The following is a 17,805-nucleotide window of genomic DNA, read 5'->3' as shown; positions in this document are numbered from 1 at the left end:
TTATATTTACAAAAATAGTTGGCAAAATCAAGTAGAATCGGAAAAAATTTGTTTTGTGAAAGCGATCCATTCTCTTGCGGCCAACGATTGATATCCCTTCCGTCTCCAGGCCATCACGGGCTGCCACGGAATTTCAGGTACCAACGGGATCGCTTTTACTTTATCCGGATCCAACAAGCGGCAGATGGTGTCCGGCAGAAACGCAATGCCCAGATCGGCTCTTACCATCTCCCGAATTAAATCCCATTGGGAGCTTTCGGATACGATGCGGGGGACGAAGCCCGCCGAACGGCATGCATTCTTGATCCGATCATGCAGGGTAAAATTGCTGTTAAATAATATAAACCGTTCCTGCTCCAGTTCGGCCAGTTCGATTTGCTCCCGATCCGCTAACGGATGTGCGGGATGCATCACGACCTTGAGCCAATCATTAAAAATCGGAAACCAATCGAACACCGCCTGATTGACCGGCAGCAGCAAAATTCCTGCGTCCAGCAAGCCTTCTTCGATGCTTTCCTCGATTTTTCTTGCGCCATCCTCCACCATCTTCATCGTGATCCCCGGATAACGGTCCTGAAATTTTTTAATCACGTCCGGGAAGAAGCTCGATCCCGCCATGGGCGGCAAACCGATGCGAATGCTGCCTTTGTTCAGGAAGGTCAGGTCATTGATTTCCGTTTTTAAATTTTCGAACATCTGCAGAATCGGTCCGGAATATTTCAAGATCGCTTCGCCTACATCCGTCAATTGGATTTGTCTTCCGTTCCGGACAAAAATGTCTGCGTTCAATTCATTCTCCAGATTTTGGATCATTTTGCTTATGGTCGGTTGTGTCACATTTAGATTTTCCGCGGCTTTGGTAAAGCTGCTGCACCGCACGATTTCTGCGATGTACTGCAAGTGGCGCAGCTCCATCGGCATTCCCCCTCATACAACCATAAATAAATGGAATGAATTGAATTCTATAAATTCATTTTACATATGGAACCCCGCTTTGTATACTCACTTTAAACAACGACGGAAGGGGTGCGGTCCATGAAGTCATGGTTGCTTACAGGTGTACAGGTATTGTTTTTTGTTCTGATTGCCAAAATAGCGGACGCCATCGTACAATGGTCCGGCTTCCCGGTGCCGGGCAGTATTGTAGGGATCGTGCTGTTGTTTGCGCTTCTGAAAAGCAGGGTCATTCGCCTGGAGTGGATCGAATTGGGCTCCAGATGGCTGCTTGCCGAAATGCTGCTGTTTTTTATTCCCGCCTTCGTAGGCATCATCAATTATAAAAGCTTGCTTGCGGATCACGGTATCGCCATCGTCGGCATCATCATCCTTAGCGTGCTCGCCGTCATGTTTTGCAGCGCCCTCGTCGGTCAGCGGCTGTCCGCCCGGAAAGAGAGACAGGTCCAATGATGGGAGCGATCTTTTGGCTGTGCTGCACCGTTGCGGTTTACTGGGTGTCCAAACGCATGTATATCCTGTTTCCCAAGGTGTATTTGACTCCACTGCTGGTTACGCCGGTCGTCGTCATCGCGCTCGTTGAAGCCGCAGGCGTGCCCTTTGAAAGCTACAACAAAGGAGGCGCATGGCTCACCGGCATGATGGAGCCCGCTACTATCGCGCTCGCCGTCATCTTATACAAGCATCTCGACGTGCTCCGAAACCATGCTTATGTCATCGTCGCAAGCGTCAGCTGCGGCTCCGTCGCCGCCGTCGTAACATCGGCCGGGCTCGCCCATCTGTTCGGCTTACATGCGGAGCTCGTCTCCAGCCTTGCGCCGCACTCCGCCACGACACCCATCGCCCTTGCCGTCACCCGCATGACCGGAGGCATTCCGTCCGTCACCGCGCTTGCTACCTTGATGACCGGATTGCTTGGCATCCTCGTCGGTCCGTTGATCATCAAGTGGTTCCATGTTCAAAGTCCCGTCTCCCGCGGCATCCTCCTGGGAACCAGCGCTCACTCGGCCGGCATCCGGCAAGCGATAGAGTATAGTCCCGTCTCCGGCTCCATCGCGGTCGTGTCGATGATACTGACCGCATTCATCACGTTATGCGTCGCGCCATGGATCATTTGGTGGCTTCGGTAAAGGACGGGGCCTATGGTCGTGAGCCCAAGGTACCCGCCAAATTAAAAATGGCTGTACAGTTTCAGCATCGCGGAAACATCCTCATCTTGATATCCCCGGTTCATCCCCATTACAAACAACTCCTTTGCCTGCGCCAGCATCAAGGCCGGGACCTTCAATTCAGCAGCCAATTGCCTGGATAAAGCCAAGTCCTTGTTCATTAAACCCACGGAAAATTGCGTACTGAAATCCTCCTCCAGCAATTTGGCCGCTTTCGCTTCGAGCAACTTGGCAAAAGCGCGAAGCTCTGCGGCAGCCGCTTCCCCGATGGCGCTTGCGATGAGCGGATAGGCGTCCTGCACCGCATTCGCATGCAATTTCAGGAACGTATCTGCGAAGCCCCAGCTTCGGGGGGAAGGAAAAGCGATCGTATCCCCAGCCGGATCGAACTGGAATAAGAAGCCTCCCCGGTAGTTGAGGAAGGCAATGATGAGCTCACTCACACCGAAGGGAATCGCCCATTGGCCGCGTAGAAGACGTCGGCTGTTTTGTAGAAATAGTATGTATATTCGTAGTCTGTTACGTAATGGCAGAAGCCCATTTCGCCGAAATTCGGCTGCTTGCCTGGAACGAATTGACGGACGAATCTGTAGCCGGGCCATCGTATTTTCACGGTAAGCCCGTAGTACGACTCCTCCCTTAACGTCACGGCGGGAGTATTGCATGGTGAAGGGGTAATTCTCCCGTTCACCCAGTCCTCCAAGAATGTCGCCATTAGCCGGGAGGGGGGCTCGAATACACCGTCTTTACGGGTTATTTTCGCATCCATAATTCGATAAAATTTATAATAATCCATATTGAAATTGGGGTAGAGGCCCTTATAGAAATCATAGCCCTTGTTATACTCGTTTCGGGATCAAATCCTTCTTATTCAGTGGTGACTTCATGTTCGAGGCCAGGCCGAAGTAATGGTACATACATCGTCGAGCCCCCGTCAAACCAAAGTCCGTTCAGTGAGCAGTCGTGGGGGAGAGAGGAAGAGAATTCCCAATGCCAGGAGCGGACCATCTCGATCAATTCCGCAAACGGCTTCGTGACAGTCTCGTCCATTGTTTGAGAGCAATGCTGCAAATGCGACTCCAATCGTTCCAGAACATATCCAGAAATGTGATGGATCATGGTGTAGGCAATGGTCTTGGCAAATAATGATATCATAAATATAGAGAAAACTGCGCGTATTTTATCGAAGGATAACTTCTAATTTAGGCATTAAATGAAAAAAGGTGTACTCAAACTTCCATAATATTTTTTTGTAAATCAAAATATTTAGAATCGAAATCAGTTACAACAACTTCCAAACTCCACTAAAACAAGGGGCGCAGCCTTTCATTAGGCTCGCCCCTAAAATCATGCGTATCTGCTCTTGCTAGAACTTATCCTTCTCTTCTTAGCCAAAGAATCCCAAGACAAGATAAGGAAGATTAGAACGCCGCGTGCTACGCTTTGCCAGTAAAAATTAATGCCCGATAAATTAAGTCCATTGGATACCACGCCAAAAAACAGCACGCCGATCAATGTCCCCGGGATGTTGGCATGGCCCTGACGGTTTAGTGCACTGCCTATAAATACTGCACCTATCGCATCCAATAAGTAATATCGGCCGCTCAAGGGAACGAATGACGTTAACACGGAAGAACCGATGATACCGGCAAAGGAGCAGATCACACCGCTCAATACAAAAGCGTAAACGGTATACTTGTTTACAGGCACGCCGGAGAGTACGGCAGCCTCCTTCTGGTCTCCCAGCGCATAGAGATGACGGCCGAAGACCGTTCTGTTAAGCAGGAAATGAGCCCCAATCGCAGCAGCAATGGCGATGATGATTGAAAACTTAATATCGATTCGCCCGCCATCCTCTCCGGTAAACACAAATACGCTGCCGCGTCCCAAAAACTTGACCACTTCGCTCATTCCCGGGAAATAGACGGGTTCCCCGCCTCGGGTAAAAATTTTCTCTATGCTTTCACCGATGAATAACGTTCCCAAGGTGACCAGAAAAGGCGACAATCTTACTCTGACAATCAACAAGCTGTTAAACAAGCCTACCAGGACTCCCGCAGCTAACGCGATCGTTATGGCAGGCAGCCAACCAAAGCCCGCTTTCAGCAGCATGACAGCAACCATCGCTCCGATATCAAATGAAACGGCAATCGATAAATCAATCCCCCCGGAAGCAATCACAAAGCATAAGCCTACGGCAACTAAAGCAAGCACGGCAGACTGGCTTAAAATATTGGAAAGATTGCTGAAGGATAGAAACGACGGAGAATTGATTGAAAATGTGACGATGACCGCAAGTAAAGCCACTAGTGTGCTATACCGCATAAAATCTCTGTCTGCCGTCCTAGACATGCGGCTTCACCCTCCTTTGCTGTGTTGTGGTAATCGCAACAGCCACAAGTATTAATGCGCCTTTAATCGCAAATACCCAGTACGTGGGAACATTGATTAATGTAAATCCGTTGGACAACATCCCCACAAACAGCGCGCTAAGAACCGCGCCTGTCATATTAGGCACAGATAATTTGCTGAAGACAGCGCTCATTAACCCGGCCAGCAGGATATCCAACAGCATGATATCTCCAATACCGGTTACGGTACCCGATAAGCGGGCCACAATAATTAAGCTGGCGATGAACGCCGTGATGGAGGCTATAATATAAGTTAAAGCCAATGTCAGATTGACATGGACACCAGCCGCTCTGGCAGCTTCCGGATTTCCTCCGACGGCGTATACCCAGTTGCCGAACACGGTATGATTGAACAGCACATACGCCATCGCCCCTACGATCAGAAACATCCATACCGGCACCGGTATGTGCAGGAAGGCGCCGTTCGCTATCAAATTCAACGTTGGTTCGGATATGCTGATCACTTTATTATTCGTAATAAGCAGCTGCACGCCTTGTAATATATACATAACCGAAAGAGTGCCCAACAGCGGGATAAATTTCAGTTTGACTATCGCAAACGCATTGATAACCCCTACAACCACACTGGATAAAAGCGCTGCTCCGGCGGCCGCCCATAACGAATACCCGTGACTAATTAACGCTGCTGTAATGGCAGCATTGAGAGCGAGATTATTCCCCAGTGATAAATCAATGCCCCCTCGAATGACATGGTTGCCGCCGCCGATAATAACGGCTGTCATGCCGCAGGCAATAATCCCCAAAGCACTGGATTGAAGCAAAATATTCAGCACATTCTTCAACGTCAAAAAAGCAGGGGAGCGAACGGAAAAATACAAGGCCACAAGAACAAAGGTAAAATAACCGCTATACCTAAATACAAATGAAGAAATTGAAGAAATCGTACTCGTACCGCTACTCCTTCGGATTACCGGAATCATTCAGGTTCCTCCTCCCATCAAGCTGAGCATCAACTCATCCGATGTCACGTCACTTCCATCCAGCTCACGAATGATTTCTCCGCGGTACATGACCAGAATTCTGTTGCTCAGGCCTATCAGTTCCTGCAAATCCTGAGTGACCAAAAGCACGCCGGCCCCTTGCTTGACCAAGCTGCTGATCAACGAGTAAATCTCCACCTTGGCGCCTACATCTACCGCAGCCGTAGGCTGGTTCATAATGTACAATTTAGCCCCGCTGCTCAGCCATTTGGACAGCACGACCTTCTGCTGATTGCCGCCGCTTAAATAATTCACGGATGCTTCCTGATTCGGCGTGCGAATTTCCAGCCGCTCGATGAGCTCGGCAGCTTTCCGAAACTCCTGTTTTAATCGAATGACGCCCGCTTTACTTATTTTTTTGAGACTTGCGAGTGTGATATTTTCTCGAACCGACATATTTTGCACAATCCCCTGTCTGCGCCGATCTTCAGGCAAATACCCGATGCCTGCAGATACCGCCCGCTCCGGATTGATGCCGGCCATGTGGCGGCCTTCAATTTCAATATGGCCGCCCACCAGGCCGACGCCATCGAATAGAGCCTGTCCGAGGCTGGAATGCCCCGATCCCATTAATCCCGTGACGCCGACAACTTCACCGCTGCGGACTTGCAAATCGATATTGCGAAATTGTGTTTCGTGAGTTAAGCCTTTCACATTCAACAAGGTATGGCCCGAGACCAAGTGTTTCTCGGGAAACTGCTCCTCTAAACGCCGACCCACCATCATATAAACAATATCCTCGATAGATAGTCCCTTCGTATCCACCGTATTGATTTTGGCTCCATTTCGAAAAACCGTGATCCGGTCGCAAATTTGAACAATTTCACCCAAATAGTGCGAGATATAAATAATCCCGATGCCTCTTTCCTTCAGATCGCGGATCATTTCAAACAATCGATCGGCCTCGCGTTTCGCCAGCACCGCTGTAGGCTCGTCAAACACAATAATTTTCGGTTGATGAAGCAGGGCACGGCAAACCTGAATCAACTGCTGCTCGCCTACCGTCAGTTCGCCGATCAGCCGATGGCCAGCAATCGATAAGCCCACCTTCTCTTTCAGATGAGCTTCGGCCTCTTTCTCAAGCGATCGCCGTTTCATCCATTTTATTGGCGTGATGGAAGGCTCGATACCCAGAAATAAAGATTCCGCCACCGTGAGATAAGGGACAATATACCGCTCTTGATGAATAAAGTGGATGCCCAGCCTCTCTACCAGCTTCGGCGTCAGCCGTTCCAACGGTTGCCCTTGAAACCGGATCTCTCCTCTGTCTTGACTGTAAATCCCGGCCAATATTTTCATCAATGTGGACTTCCCCGCTCCGTTCTCTCCAACAAGGCCATGAATTTCACCATGACGAAGCTCAAAATCAACATGCTGGAGCGCTTTAACTCCAGGAAACTCTTTTTGAATGCCCAGCATCTGTAAGATGTATGCTTCACTCATAGACCTGTTTCTCGCTCCTTTACGCATGGGAATCATTCAAAGGACAGCAAATTCCCCTGCCCTTTGGAATAAGGCTGGTTACTTAGGCTCCAGCTTCTTTCTCGCCTCTGCCACATTCTCTTTGGTAACTATGAAAGCATCCAGATATACCGTTTTCGGTACAGCCTGTCCCGCCAAAAAACGGGCCGCCGTATCAACAGCCGCTTGACCGACCTTGTATGGCTCCTGCGCCGCAATGGCTGTAAAAGAGCTGCTCGGGTCAGCGACCAGATCCAGTGCAGCCGGTTCCCCATCTGCGCCATACACCTTGATGTCCTTACGGCCTGCCGCATCGATGGCCTGTGCAGCGCCAATTCCCGGAATGTCCCAGCATGCCCAGACCGCCCTCAGATCGCCCTTCTGCGGATACTTGAGCAGCAGATCCTGAATCTTCTTGCGGGCATCTTCAATGGTTCCAGGGATAACGTCCTGTAATTCAGGTTCAATAAACTGGACCTTCGGATAATCTTGAGCGACATATTTCAACAGATCGTAGCGGATCCGGCAAGCCTGCACCCCATAAAAACCGTTAAAAACAGCCACTTTTCCTTCTCCGCCGATGTCTTCGAATAATTGACGGGCCAAGGCTTCACCCATATAATAATTATCCGACATATGGTTTGTGTTACTATATTCACTCGGATGGTCAATCGTAAACAAAGGGATTTTGGCATCCTTTACCTTTTTCAGCACATTAGTGAACACTTTCGTATCTCCAAGGTACTTGATAATCGCATCCGGCTTTTGCGTAATCAAATTTTCGATATCAGCAATGGTTTTCTGGTCATTACGTTCCCCGTCTACCGCAATGGGGGTTCCCCCAAGCTCCTTAACACGGTCAATCTGCCCCTGAAAAGCTTGTCTGTCGTTGTTGTCCTGCGTTCCTATAACCGATATGCCAATGGTTTTGCCTTCCAGCGACGGCACAGGCAGACCATCCACAACGCCCTTTAAGCCGGAGTCCTTAATCTGGATTGCATCTGCGGGCTTCTGCGAATCATCGCTATGGGCGGCTTGGTCCTGTTCGGTAGGGTTGGATGGATCAGATGTCGCGTTGCCGACGGTTGAATCATTTACCGTGCACGCGGAACCAAACAAAATCAAGAAAATCAACGAAAATATAACCAGTGTCTTCTTGTTTTTCATGTTAACACCACCTATTTGAACAGAATCTTCTTGGCTTGTTCAGCGTTTTCTTTCGTAACCAGAAGCGGTTCCACATATACCGACTTAGGCACCTGCAGTCCGGCCAAATAGCGCGCTGCGGAATCGACGGCGGACTGTCCGATCTTATAAGGCTCCTGAGCTACATCAGCCGCAAAGGAAGTGTTAGGATCGGCAAGCAGATCGATGGCAGCCGGATCTCCATCTACGCCATAAACCTTGATATCCTTGCGGCCCGCCGCATCTACCGCCTGGGAAGCGCCAATGCTCGGGATGTCCCAGCCGGCCCAAATGGCCTTCAGCCCGCTCTTTTCAGGATATTTGACAAGAAGATCCTGAACTTTCTTACGGGCATCCTCTATCGTGCCAGGGATAACATCCTGCAATTCCGGTTCTATAAACTCAATCTTCGGGTAATCTCTGGCGACATATTTCAACATATCATAACGAATGGCTACAACCCGAACCCCGTAGAATCCGTTAAACACAGCAACTTTTCCTTCGCCGCCCATATTTTCAAAAATAGTACGCGCCAACACCTCGCCGATATAATAATTATCCGACAGATGGTTGGTAATGCTGTACTCGCTGGGATGGTCAACCGTAAATAAAGGGATTTTCGCATCCACGACCTTTTTTAGCGTCGGGGCAAATACTTTCGTATCCCCGAGCTGCTTGATTATCGCATCGGGCTTCTGGATAATCAGATTTTCAATATCCGCAATCGCTTTCTGATCGTTGCGTTCCCCATCTACTGCAATCGGGGTTCCCCCAAGCTCCTTAACACGGTCAATTTGACCCTGGTAAGCTTGCCGATCGAAGTTATGGTCCGTTCCAACAACGGCAATACCGATCTTTTTCCCTTCAAGCGACGGCACAGGCAGCCCATCAACAACGCCCTTTAAGCCTGAATCCTTGAATGAGGTCGTTTGCGCATCCTTCGCAGTATTTTCCTGGTCGTTTTGGCCCGATGGCGTAGATGTCTCGGTGCCGGCGGCCGAATTATCTACCGAGCACGCGGAACTAAGCAAAATCATTAAAATCAATGAAAATATAACCAGTATTTTCTTGCTTTTCATGTGAATCCACCGCTTTCTTCTTTATAATTCATACTATTAATATAGATTTAGTGAGTTTAAAGGCGCGGCTTACCCTACTTCATCCTTGCATCACATCCCTTACTGCGTAATGAAAAGAAAAGAGCCATCCTTTGCTCGCCAAAATCGTAATGGCTCCCAATGAAAATAGCTCCAGTTCTCCGGTCGCTGGCAATTCGAAACGTTATCAATCTACTGCTCACCCAATTATTTTCAAATATTCCAATTTATTTATTATGTGAATTATTTATTATTATAACTAGTAACTTCTTTAAAACAACAAGCGATTTTCACAAAAATGATGGTTATGCAACCTGAATCCTCATTTTGTTGTCTATTTAGAATTTAAACTACTCAACCTTAACAATTGTAGAGCAAATATCCCTTTATATTTCAAAGAATGTCAATATCAAAATTTTCTAACCTCCAACAAAATATTAAATCATGTTGTCTTCCTTTGTAACCTCTTGCGGCTCGTCATTTCACCAAGGCGATTGTTTCAACAATTGATAATCAAAAATCCGCTCCCAGTTTTCCTCTTTAGTCATTTTTAGTTCGTCGCGATAAAAGGCATCCCACTCATCATCCAGTGGTAATCCTTAAGCATTTCTTCCCAAATAAATTCAGGGTTGCGTTATCAATCATCAATGCATACGTTCCGGCATTAAATCGATCTGCTCTGATGATCGTAGTGAAAAGCTTTCTAATCGTATCCAAATCAGCTTCATCGATAACTGTCTGGGGATTACAGAATGAACACAATGGATCTGGTTGAAAGTTTGAACCGACATCGCTTCGAAGGTTTATAACTAGCCGCAAAGGTCGCTTCACATGGCGAATAATTCCGATTTTACTGGCAAAATATAATCAATAACTACCTTTTCACCATGACTTAGTGGAATGGAATATCGTTCTTTTGTATATATCTCACACCAATAAAACTGTTCAAAATCAATTTCTTGATCAGTTTTTTCAATGGCTTCTGTAATCAACAAGAAGGCCGAGTCAACAATTTCTGCGATGTTATTTCCCTCAATTTGGATACAAGCCACCGTTCCGCTTGGAATATGTTTTTTGTACAGCTCATGGGGAACCGGTGTATTTACCCTCATAAAATCTCCTAATATTAATTCGAAAGCATTTGTATCTTGAAAATTAAACATCATTCCGATACCATCATTTTCATCAATATCCTCACAATAAGTAAATTCAGATAAATTTTTTAAATAGTCAATCTTATCGCTTTCAAAAAATGATTTCCATGTGTTTCCAGACTCAAAAAATGAAGTGTTATAATGAACTCCAACCATTAGACGTTCGTCGAATTCCTTATACACGATTTTCTTTAATTTTGCCATGATTCTTTCGCCTCCTGTAAATCTCATTTCAAGATAATTCATTGGGTGATACTCATTGAGTTTTGAATTGATTAGTTTTGCTTCCGAAGGTGTGATCCCATGATGTTCTTTGAATGCTCGCGAAAAAACAGAGTGCGAATGAAAACCATACTTAAACGCTATATCAATAATAGAATCCTCACCTTTTTTAAATCAAACCCTGCTAGTGTTAATCTACGTTTTCTTACATATTCTGAAATGGTAACTCCTGAAACAAAAACAAATATTCTTTGGAATAAAGCGACGGGTGCAGACACAATTTTTGTAATTTCTTCATAATCAATTTCATCCCCACTTATGTTGCCGCGGGTATCTTCTACCTAGTGCCTGCAATAGAAATATGGAGCGAATGCCAAAGTTATAATTGAATTTGATATTGCCATTTTCAGGTGATGAGGTTAAAAAATAGATTGTCCCTTGTGTTATTCCATTCCTCCCATACCTTTAAGTGCTCTAAAATAAGCCAACCGCGGGCTGGATTTTCATTTTTAATACTTTCAACATGAATAAGTCATCATACGGCGAAGTATTCAGAAAGTTTTCATCAATCGATATAAAAATATAACCTTTGCTGGCTAGCAATTCACCTAAATAAGCATATCCGGATGTGAGTAGTCTGTGGCTAGATGATTACCATGAACAACGATGACTAAGGGGAACGTTCCTTTTCCATCGGGATACCATACTGTCCCGTTAAGCGGCATTTGATCCGACCCGAATCCAAATGTTTTAGTGCGGATTGAGGACCAATTTTCCACAAATGACGAGCCATCCACTGGCTTCGTAATCAGTGAATTTTCAGCATTGAATTCCTTTCGATAGCTGTTGGCACTTCCGTACGTTAATGTCTTGACTTGATAAGAACCCGGTACAGACGGATTAGCCAATGGAAGAGAATACTGTTCCGTTGTTTTCATAGTCTTCAGTCTATATAATATTGGCAATTCGCTATCACCACTATTAAATAACCAATAACCACCAAAAAGAATACAGGCTAATGATAAAGATGACAGCACTAATGTCATTATCTTTGATAACTTACTTGACTGACGATATTGACCTTTCAACAGGCGACAAATCATCATCCCAATGAAATAGAAGGAAACAACAATTGATATAGAGACAATAAACATTAATTCCCAAGGACCTATAAAACATATGAACACCAAGAAAAAGCAAGTGAGCGCGATCCAAATGTAAAGAGAAGGTATGTTTCTTTGTCCAATGAATTAGCAGTGAGATTAACCCAGATAATAGGATCATAGTAAGCAGAAAAACAACAATTGTAACCGGTAAAATAAAATCAACAGAAAACGACAAATAAGAATGAACACTCTTTACCCCCCATACTCGACCTCGTATCATTTTGGTAGATAAAACATCAATGGTGAGGAAGAGTATGAGACGTTTAGAGAGGTGGCATATGTACTTCTCCATTCAACGGATGAAGCAAGAAGGATTAAAGATTACCCAAATTGCCAGAAGATTGGAGCTATCCAGAAATACGGTGTACAAGTTTATCGAGATGAATCCCGATCAGTTCAGTGAGTATCTGGAACAGCTAGAGAGCAGGAAAAAGAAGCTGGATGGTTATGAAAAAACCATTGTAGAGTGGTTGCGGGAGTACCCCGATCTCTCTGCTGCACAAGTACAAGATTGGCTTAAAGAACGGTATCAGGTGGGAAATATCTCTGAAGGTACGGTAAGGAATTATGTGCGAGAGCTTCGGAGCAAGCATGGCATTCCGAAAACGATGCAGATCAGGCAGTACGAAGCGGTAGAAGATCCTCCTATGGGCCACCAAACTCAGGTAGACTTTGGAGAGACGAAGCTTCGCAACCCGCAAGGAAATCTGGTTCGACTTTGGTTCATCGCCTTTGTGTTGTCTCATTCGAGATATAAATATGTTCAGTGGCAGGACCGCCCGTTCACCACGAAGGACGTCATTCAGATGCACGAAGATGCGTTTTCCTTCTTCGGTGGATTTCCGAAGGAACTTGTCTATGATCAGGATCATTTGCTTTTGACCAGTGAAAATCATGGAGATCTCCTGCTCACTCATGAATTTGCGGGGTATGTGAAGGAGCGAGGTTTCCAAATCCGGATGTGCCGGAAGCAAGATCCTGAAAGTAAGGGCCGGATTGAAAATGTCGTGAAGTATGTAAAAAGAAATTTCGCACGTCATCGCCTGTTCAGCCACGTAGATAAATTGAACGAAGACTGTGTTGCCTGGCTTCATCGCACAGGAAATGCCTCGATGCATTATACAACGAAAAAAATACCGGCCGAAGTGTTTGCTCTTGAAAGGGAGCACCTCCGCCCGGTCCACACAAAAATAAACCCGTTACCATCAAGTATAACAAGGACCGTTCGGAAGGACAACACCATTTGGTATGAAGGAAACCGCTACTCCGTCCCTTTGGGAACCTATGACGGTACAGATAAACGAGTGGGCATTCAGGTAACCGAAGCTAGCCAATTGAAAATTTACGACGTGGAGACTGGCCAGGTTCTGGCGGAACATCCGCTTGGGTCCGGCAGTGGAAAACTGATTCAAAACACGAACCACAAACGGGATCGAACCAAGAGAATAGCCGCTTACATCCAGACGGTAGCCGAAGCATTCCCTGTTCCAGAGACGGCCGTGCCCTTTCTCCATGAGATCTACAAACGAAAGCCAAGGTATATCCGTGACCAACTGCAGCTCATTGGGCGGGCATTGGAAGGGGCGGATTCCAAAGCGATGGAGAAGGCACTTCATTACTGCGTGAAGCATCGGTTATACCGGGCGACGGATTTTGCAGATGCCGTAGAACACTACAAGCGGCCACAGCAGCAGACATCCGTTTCCCAGCCCCCTGTCAAACCGCTTATGGACACCGATACGAAGAAGCGGCAGGTAAAGCCTCGAGTTCGGGATTTTTCCGCCTACAAGGCAATTCTTTCAGGAGGACAGCGATGAGTGAAGCAACGTTTGAGCTTAGACAGGCCTTACGCAATCTAAACTTAACCGAGGCCGCGCAAGTCATTGAACAGACCCTGATGGACGCAGAATCCAAGGAGTGGACATGTCGTCAGTTTCTCGGGCAGCTTCTACGGCACGAACTGAACCGCCGCGAGGAGAAACAACTTGCCAAGCGATACCGATGGGCACTTTTGCCGGAGATCAAAACGTTGGAGGAGTTCCGACTCGAAGAACAGCAGTCGCTTAGCAAACGGCAACTCAGCCAACTGCGAGAATTACTCTGGTTGGAACAAAACTACAACCTCATCTTCCTTGGTCCACCAGGCGTCGGGAAGACACATCTTGCGATTGGCCTTGCCGTGGAGGCCCTAAAGAAGGGTTATAAGGTTAGCTTTGTGACCATGGACGCACTGGTTCAAGTGCTAAAAACGGAGGCCATTTCAAGGGCCTCCCAATACAAAATGAAGCGGATTTACCGATCTGACCTTGTGATCATGGATGATCTTATGTTTATGGCAATGGATCGGATCGAAGCAAACTTATTCTTTCAATTCGTCAACAAGCTCTACGGCCAAACCTCCATCATCCTTACGTCGAACAAGGGGCCCGAGGAATGGGCAGAGCTGCTTGGTGATCCAGCAATTACAACGGCAATCCTAGACCGCATCCTACACAAGAGTGAAATTATTCAACTGCAAGGTGACAGTTATCGTCTTAAACATCGGCAAACGATTTTCAGCTAAAAGTGTTCAATCTTATTTATCGAAAAATGTTCAAATGGACTTGACGGTTACACTGCCTTTCTTCGCAGTTTCCTAAAGGAAACGCTTGGCCACTTCTTCGAGGATGGGATTGATAGACTGAAGCCGGCATTAAAGGTTAAACCAGATAAAAATCGAAACCATCCTAGGGCTTTTGAGAAGCACCAAATTGATGAATTGCTTATGCTCGTGAAGCTGGGGCGTGAAGCGCACCGTAATTTCACCATTCTATGGACGTTTCTTGGAACGGGGATCCGTTTAAACGAATTGTATAGGTTACAGATTGGAGACATTAATCCAGAAAGACAAGAACTTTTAGTTCGCGGCAAAGGAAATAAGGATTTTAAACAACCAACTAAGATCACTAAGTCTGCGCTAGAAATTCTTCGTTTTTATGTACAATTCAGGTATTCTGCATTAGCAGATAAACCTTGCTATAAAGCATTGTACATTTTCTCCGATGACAAAGGAGTGACTCCCCTGCACGATAACACAATTCAAAAAATGATGACAAATCTAATTGCTGAGGCAAAAACTATCAGTGATGCAGACAAAGCAACCTACCGGTTATCTGTTCACTCACTTCGCCATTCCTTCGCACTCTATTTACTAGAGTCTGGAGTTAACATTTATAAAATCAACGGACTGATGAGACATCAGTGGTTAAGTTCCACCGAAGTGTATTTAGATATGTTCGACCATATGTTGGTAGAAGCAATTGATAAGCATCCGTTAGGACAATTAAAACCAAGCGAAATTTTTGGAGTTGCTTTGTATGGCTAACTTAATCATGGATTCCAACTACTTTTCATTTTGGGTTGAGCATGTTCCCATTACACATAAGGGAAACGTGATTCGCGTTCTGCGAAAATTCGAAACCTTTTTGGAGCTTCAAGGTTACGAAGGTAAACTGAATTTTGACGAGTTTCACGGGAGTCGCAAAGAACCCGGAAAGTTCCTCCCCATTCGAGAAATCGTCATTGATAAGTTTATCGGTTACTTACGGGATGATTGCGGTGCATCCACGTATGTGCTTTACAATGCGATTGTTTCGTTAAAAAGTTTTTTTTGGGTTCCTTTATGGAGCTGAAATGATCCGCTCTCACCCCATGCAGGATTATCCTAATCCATACTATTACCGTCCCGTGAAAAATACCGCACTAACAAAAGACGAGTGTATGGAGGTGCTGTATTTCGCCTTAAAAAAGGATCCCTTCTACCGATATGAATTCCTCTTGTTCTGGTTCATGATCGTAACCGGTTTACGTAATTCTGAAGTCAGGATGTTACGCAGATCGAAAATCAACCTCGATTCCAAGAGAATTCTCGTTAATGAAGGACAAAAAAATGCAAGCCGGGTCGCCTACCTTACTCCTGCTCTAGCGGAAGAAATACAACGTTTCACACAGCATCCGATATACCTCACGACTGAAAATAACGGAAATGAGTTTTTATTTAGCAATCAAGGCAAAGCACATTCGGCAAATTCTTTGGGGAAGGTCATACGAAACCTTTGCAAAAATGCTGGTATCACAAGAACGGTTACCCCCCATGATTTAAGGCGTACAGCTGCTTACTTAATACAAACCGGAGGCATGCACATCATCGAAGTACAAAAACAGTTAGGCCATAAAATACTAGCAACGACGCTGCGATATACTCCTCCTCTCAAGGAATTAGCAGAGATACTTGTAAGTGTAGAGTTAGAATAAGGCAGCAAATTTGCCTCTGATCTCAATCCTGGTGTTTAACACCGTTGTTTTTGGGTAAAATAATCAAGTGACTAAGCGTGATCACTGAAAACAAGCGATCCTCGAAATCCTCGAGTGATCGCTTGTTTTTTCGATCGACTCAAATCCTACAATTGAATTGATTGTAGTCCCACGTCAAAACGACATGGGCTTTTTTTCTTGTCCGTAATCGGACACGCTTACTGAGGTTTTATGTATGAACTTAATGGGAAAATGTAGTCAGAAATTTAAACCAATTCAATCCTGTTATGGACGATATAAATCCTAGTAAAGGAGTAAATTGCAAACATGGCTAACATCCAAAAACGTGGTGAAAACTCTTGGTTCTTAACTGTGAATATCGGTAAAGGCCATGATGGAAAATATATCAGGCGCACCAAAACAATCCACTGTCGAACCAAACGCGAAGCTGAGAGCGAATATGCAAAGTTTCGCCAAGAAGTTGAAGCCGGCGAATATATCGCACCTCAAAAAATGACTTTCGGTGCCTTTGTTGAAGAATGGCGCGAAAAATATGCTGTTAAACATCTAGGGCATAAGACATTGTATACATACGAATCGAATCTGAAGAACCGAATCCTCCCTGCCTTTAAGAATCTTCGTTTAGAGGATATCAAGCCACTTCATATCGTTGACTTTCTAAGCAAACTTGAGAAAGAAGGTGCCCGCGGCGATAAAAAAAAGAGGTGCATTAGCTTCGGGAACCATTCAATATCAGCATCGCATACTAAAAAACATCTTTAATCGTGCCGTTGAATGGCGAGTAATTAAGCGTAATCCTGCTGCGGATGTGCAAAAACCAAAGGTCGTCTACAAAGAAGTCATCCCTTATGACGAAACGGAAGTTGAGCAGATGCTTCAAGCTCTTGAGAAAGAACCGTATCACTGGAGAGTCATGATTACTTTGGCACTTACTACCGGTCTACGTCGCAGTGAATTGCTTGGACTTGAATGGAAGCATGTCGATTGGGACAACGGAGTAATTGAAGTCTCACAAAGTATGATTCACGCCTTAAAAGGAGATATAATCGTAAAGCAGCCCAAAACAAAAAATTCTAATCGGAAAGTTGCTTTACCAAATTCAATGCTTGAAGAGTTGAAACAATACTACGCTTATCGCCTAAGTGAACGTAATGAAATGGGTGACAAATGGCGAGGCGGTGAATGGTTCTTCATCTTCTCCCATCCCGATGGGCAACCTTTCCATCATGAGGGGCCTATCTTTGGTTTCGGCAATTCATCAAGAAAAATGGATTTAGGTATATCCGGTTTCATGACCTGCGGCACACCTCGGCTACAATTTTGATTAACCAGGGAGTCCACGCGAAGATCATATCGGAACGACTAGGTCACGGAAGCATTACCACAACAATGAACATATATGGTCACGCTCTTCGGTCAGCCGATAAGGCTGCTGCTGATAAGTTCGAGTCGTTATTATTAACAAAAAAAGCATCCGGATAACTGCAATGACGCTCAGGATCAATACTCCTGGCGTCATTTTATGTTCTTATGGGTTGATTTCCGGTCAATTTTTACAATGCTGTTTTTCACCGTCGCATACCAATTTCACCATGTTGTATTAATCGGCAGAGCCCTTTCATATCAATGCTTATCATAACTTGTTCCATCTATCCCTTCTCGGGAACAAGT

General features: G+C 45.5%; 21 protein-coding genes and 1 pseudogene. 11 read left to right on the top strand and 11 right to left on the bottom strand.

Going from position 1 to position 17,805, the window contains the following annotated elements; translation table 11 throughout:
- Positions 1-27: 27 nt before the first annotated feature.
- The gene (locus IJ22_RS25175; RefSeq protein WP_062410754.1) at positions 28-915 is read right to left on the bottom strand and encodes a LysR family transcriptional regulator; all 888 of its coding nucleotides are present in this window, start codon (positions 913-915) and stop codon (positions 28-30) included.
- Positions 916-1,035: 120 nt separating this feature from the next.
- Between IJ22_RS25175 and IJ22_RS25170 the strand changes: the two genes are divergently transcribed.
- Both IJ22_RS25170 and IJ22_RS25165 read left to right on the top strand, forming a co-directional pair.
- Positions 1,036-1,407: a CidA/LrgA family protein gene (locus IJ22_RS25170; RefSeq protein ID WP_062410753.1), complete on the top strand. Its 372-nt coding sequence runs from the start codon at positions 1,036-1,038 to the stop codon at positions 1,405-1,407.
- Complete coding sequence (locus IJ22_RS25165) at positions 1,404-2,084, top strand: LrgB family protein (protein WP_062410752.1); 681 nt, start codon at positions 1,404-1,406, stop codon at positions 2,082-2,084. Before IJ22_RS25170 ends, IJ22_RS25165 begins: the two co-directional genes overlap by 4 nt.
- A 41-nt stretch (positions 2,085-2,125) precedes the next feature.
- On the opposite strand, the gene IJ22_RS25160 is transcribed toward IJ22_RS25165, so the two are convergent.
- Together IJ22_RS25160 and IJ22_RS26465 are read right to left on the bottom strand one after the other, a co-directional pair.
- Positions 2,126-2,566, bottom strand: a complete 441-nt coding sequence (locus IJ22_RS25160) for an NAD-binding protein (protein WP_062410751.1) — start codon at positions 2,564-2,566, stop codon at positions 2,126-2,128.
- Positions 2,563-2,814: a hypothetical protein gene (locus IJ22_RS26465; protein ID WP_160327416.1), complete on the bottom strand. Its 252-nt coding sequence runs from the start codon at positions 2,812-2,814 to the stop codon at positions 2,563-2,565. Before IJ22_RS26465 ends, IJ22_RS25160 begins: the two co-directional genes overlap by 4 nt.
- A 299-nt stretch (positions 2,815-3,113) precedes the next feature.
- Between IJ22_RS26465 and IJ22_RS26460 the strand changes: the two genes are divergently transcribed.
- Complete coding sequence (locus IJ22_RS26460; RefSeq protein WP_160327415.1) at positions 3,114-3,269, top strand: hypothetical protein; 156 nt, start codon at positions 3,114-3,116, stop codon at positions 3,267-3,269.
- 201 nt (positions 3,270-3,470) lie between these two features.
- Here IJ22_RS26460 and IJ22_RS25150 read toward each other — a convergent pair whose 3' ends face one another.
- The 8 genes and pseudogenes from IJ22_RS25150 to IJ22_RS27250 form a co-directional block, all read right to left on the bottom strand.
- Positions 3,471-4,475, bottom strand: coding sequence for an ABC transporter permease (locus IJ22_RS25150; RefSeq protein WP_062410749.1), 1,005 nt, complete (start codon positions 4,473-4,475; stop codon positions 3,471-3,473).
- Positions 4,468-5,475 (bottom strand): ABC transporter permease, encoded by a 1,008-nt coding sequence (locus IJ22_RS25145; protein ID WP_062410748.1) that lies wholly within the window; start codon positions 5,473-5,475, stop codon positions 4,468-4,470. The genes IJ22_RS25150 and IJ22_RS25145 overlap by 8 nt, the downstream gene beginning before the upstream one ends.
- On the bottom strand, positions 5,476-6,978 hold the full coding sequence (locus IJ22_RS25140; protein ID WP_062410747.1) for a sugar ABC transporter ATP-binding protein: 1,503 nt from the start codon (positions 6,976-6,978) through the stop codon (positions 5,476-5,478).
- A 78-nt stretch (positions 6,979-7,056) separates the two neighbouring features.
- Positions 7,057-8,163 (bottom strand): sugar ABC transporter substrate-binding protein, encoded by a 1,107-nt coding sequence (locus IJ22_RS25135; protein ID WP_062410746.1) that lies wholly within the window; start codon positions 8,161-8,163, stop codon positions 7,057-7,059.
- 11 nt (positions 8,164-8,174) lie between these two features.
- Positions 8,175-9,260, bottom strand: coding sequence for a sugar ABC transporter substrate-binding protein (locus IJ22_RS25130; RefSeq protein WP_054820077.1), 1,086 nt, complete (start codon positions 9,258-9,260; stop codon positions 8,175-8,177).
- 600 nt (positions 9,261-9,860) lie between these two features.
- A complete protein-coding gene (locus tag IJ22_RS27255; protein WP_418007068.1) occupies positions 9,861-10,109 on the bottom strand; it encodes a DUF6508 domain-containing protein in 249 nt (82 codons plus the stop codon).
- Positions 10,106-10,636 carry an effector binding domain-containing protein gene (locus IJ22_RS25125; RefSeq protein ID WP_062410745.1) on the bottom strand — a complete coding sequence of 177 codons (531 nt, stop codon included), beginning with the start codon at positions 10,634-10,636 and terminating at the stop codon, positions 10,106-10,108. The genes IJ22_RS27255 and IJ22_RS25125 overlap by 4 nt, the downstream gene beginning before the upstream one ends.
- A gap of 93 nt (positions 10,637-10,729) precedes the next feature.
- Positions 10,730-10,807 (bottom strand): annotated as a pseudogene (locus tag IJ22_RS27250) (hypothetical protein); the annotation flags it as partial.
- Positions 10,808-12,074: 1,267 nt separating this feature from the next.
- Between IJ22_RS27250 and istA the strand changes: the two are divergent.
- The 8 genes from istA (at position 12,075) to IJ22_RS26950 (ending at position 17,616) form a co-directional block, all read left to right on the top strand.
- Positions 12,075-13,637, top strand: a complete 1,563-nt coding sequence (istA, locus tag IJ22_RS25120; protein ID WP_145862571.1) for an IS21 family transposase — start codon at positions 12,075-12,077, stop codon at positions 13,635-13,637.
- Positions 13,634-14,383 carry an IS21-like element helper ATPase IstB gene (gene istB, locus IJ22_RS25115; protein WP_062410743.1) on the top strand — a complete coding sequence of 250 codons (750 nt, stop codon included), beginning with the start codon at positions 13,634-13,636 and terminating at the stop codon, positions 14,381-14,383. Before istA ends, istB begins: the two co-directional genes overlap by 4 nt.
- Before the next feature lie 9 nt (positions 14,384-14,392).
- Entirely contained in the window at positions 14,393-15,184 is a 792-nt protein-coding gene (locus tag IJ22_RS25110) for a tyrosine-type recombinase/integrase (protein ID WP_335338496.1), read from the top strand.
- A complete protein-coding gene (locus tag IJ22_RS25105; RefSeq protein WP_062410741.1) occupies positions 15,177-15,491 on the top strand; it encodes a hypothetical protein in 315 nt (104 codons plus the stop codon). The genes IJ22_RS25110 and IJ22_RS25105 overlap by 8 nt, the downstream gene beginning before the upstream one ends.
- Position 15,492: 1 nt before the next feature.
- A complete protein-coding gene (locus tag IJ22_RS25100; protein WP_062410740.1) occupies positions 15,493-16,113 on the top strand; it encodes a tyrosine-type recombinase/integrase in 621 nt (206 codons plus the stop codon).
- Between the two features lie 327 nt (positions 16,114-16,440).
- Positions 16,441-16,896 carry a tyrosine-type recombinase/integrase gene (locus IJ22_RS26910; RefSeq protein ID WP_235594221.1) on the top strand — a complete coding sequence of 152 codons (456 nt, stop codon included), beginning with the start codon at positions 16,441-16,443 and terminating at the stop codon, positions 16,894-16,896.
- A complete protein-coding gene (locus tag IJ22_RS26955) occupies positions 16,814-17,458 on the top strand; it encodes a site-specific integrase (RefSeq protein WP_250635741.1) in 645 nt (214 codons plus the stop codon). Before IJ22_RS26910 ends, IJ22_RS26955 begins: the two co-directional genes overlap by 83 nt.
- A complete protein-coding gene (locus IJ22_RS26950) occupies positions 17,392-17,616 on the top strand; it encodes a tyrosine-type recombinase/integrase (RefSeq protein WP_335338495.1) in 225 nt (74 codons plus the stop codon). Before IJ22_RS26955 ends, IJ22_RS26950 begins: the two co-directional genes overlap by 67 nt.
- Positions 17,617-17,805 lie beyond the last annotated feature (189 nt).

The organism is Paenibacillus naphthalenovorans, assembly GCF_001465255.1.
In the GTDB taxonomy this organism is placed as follows: Bacteria; Bacillota; Bacilli; order Paenibacillales; family NBRC-103111; genus Paenibacillus_G; species Paenibacillus_G naphthalenovorans.
The sequence above is the reverse complement of the archived record's forward strand: the minus strand, read 5'-3'. Positions and strand labels throughout refer to the sequence as shown.

Excerpts from the sequence above, each read along its gene's own strand:
- IJ22_RS25145 (WP_062410748.1), bottom strand. The coding sequence starts at position 5,475 with ATGATTCCGGTAATCCGAAGGAGTAGCGGTACGAGTACGATTTCTTCA.
- IJ22_RS25125 (WP_062410745.1), bottom strand. The coding sequence starts at position 10,636 with ATGGCAAAATTAAAGAAAATCGTGTATAAGGAATTCGACGAACGTCTA.
- istA (WP_145862571.1), top strand. The coding sequence starts at position 12,075 with ATGAGACGTTTAGAGAGGTGGCATATGTACTTCTCCATTCAACGGATG.
- IJ22_RS25140 (WP_062410747.1), bottom strand. The coding sequence starts at position 6,978 with ATGAGTGAAGCATACATCTTACAGATGCTGGGCATTCAAAAAGAGTTT.
- IJ22_RS25130 (WP_054820077.1), bottom strand. The coding sequence starts at position 9,260 with ATGAAAAGCAAGAAAATACTGGTTATATTTTCATTGATTTTAATGATT.
- IJ22_RS25170 (WP_062410753.1), top strand. The coding sequence starts at position 1,036 with ATGAAGTCATGGTTGCTTACAGGTGTACAGGTATTGTTTTTTGTTCTG.
- IJ22_RS25135 (WP_062410746.1), bottom strand. The coding sequence starts at position 8,163 with ATGAAAAACAAGAAGACACTGGTTATATTTTCGTTGATTTTCTTGATT.
- IJ22_RS25165 (WP_062410752.1), top strand. The coding sequence starts at position 1,404 with ATGATGGGAGCGATCTTTTGGCTGTGCTGCACCGTTGCGGTTTACTGG.
- IJ22_RS25150 (WP_062410749.1), bottom strand. The coding sequence starts at position 4,475 with ATGTCTAGGACGGCAGACAGAGATTTTATGCGGTATAGCACACTAGTG.
- IJ22_RS25100 (WP_062410740.1), top strand. The coding sequence starts at position 15,493 with ATGATCCGCTCTCACCCCATGCAGGATTATCCTAATCCATACTATTAC.
- IJ22_RS26460 (WP_160327415.1), top strand. The coding sequence starts at position 3,114 with ATGCCAGGAGCGGACCATCTCGATCAATTCCGCAAACGGCTTCGTGAC.
- IJ22_RS25105 (WP_062410741.1), top strand. The coding sequence starts at position 15,177 with ATGGCTAACTTAATCATGGATTCCAACTACTTTTCATTTTGGGTTGAG.
- IJ22_RS26910 (WP_235594221.1), top strand. The coding sequence starts at position 16,441 with ATGGCTAACATCCAAAAACGTGGTGAAAACTCTTGGTTCTTAACTGTG.
- IJ22_RS25175 (WP_062410754.1), bottom strand. The coding sequence starts at position 915 with ATGGAGCTGCGCCACTTGCAGTACATCGCAGAAATCGTGCGGTGCAGC.
- istB (WP_062410743.1), top strand. The coding sequence starts at position 13,634 with ATGAGTGAAGCAACGTTTGAGCTTAGACAGGCCTTACGCAATCTAAAC.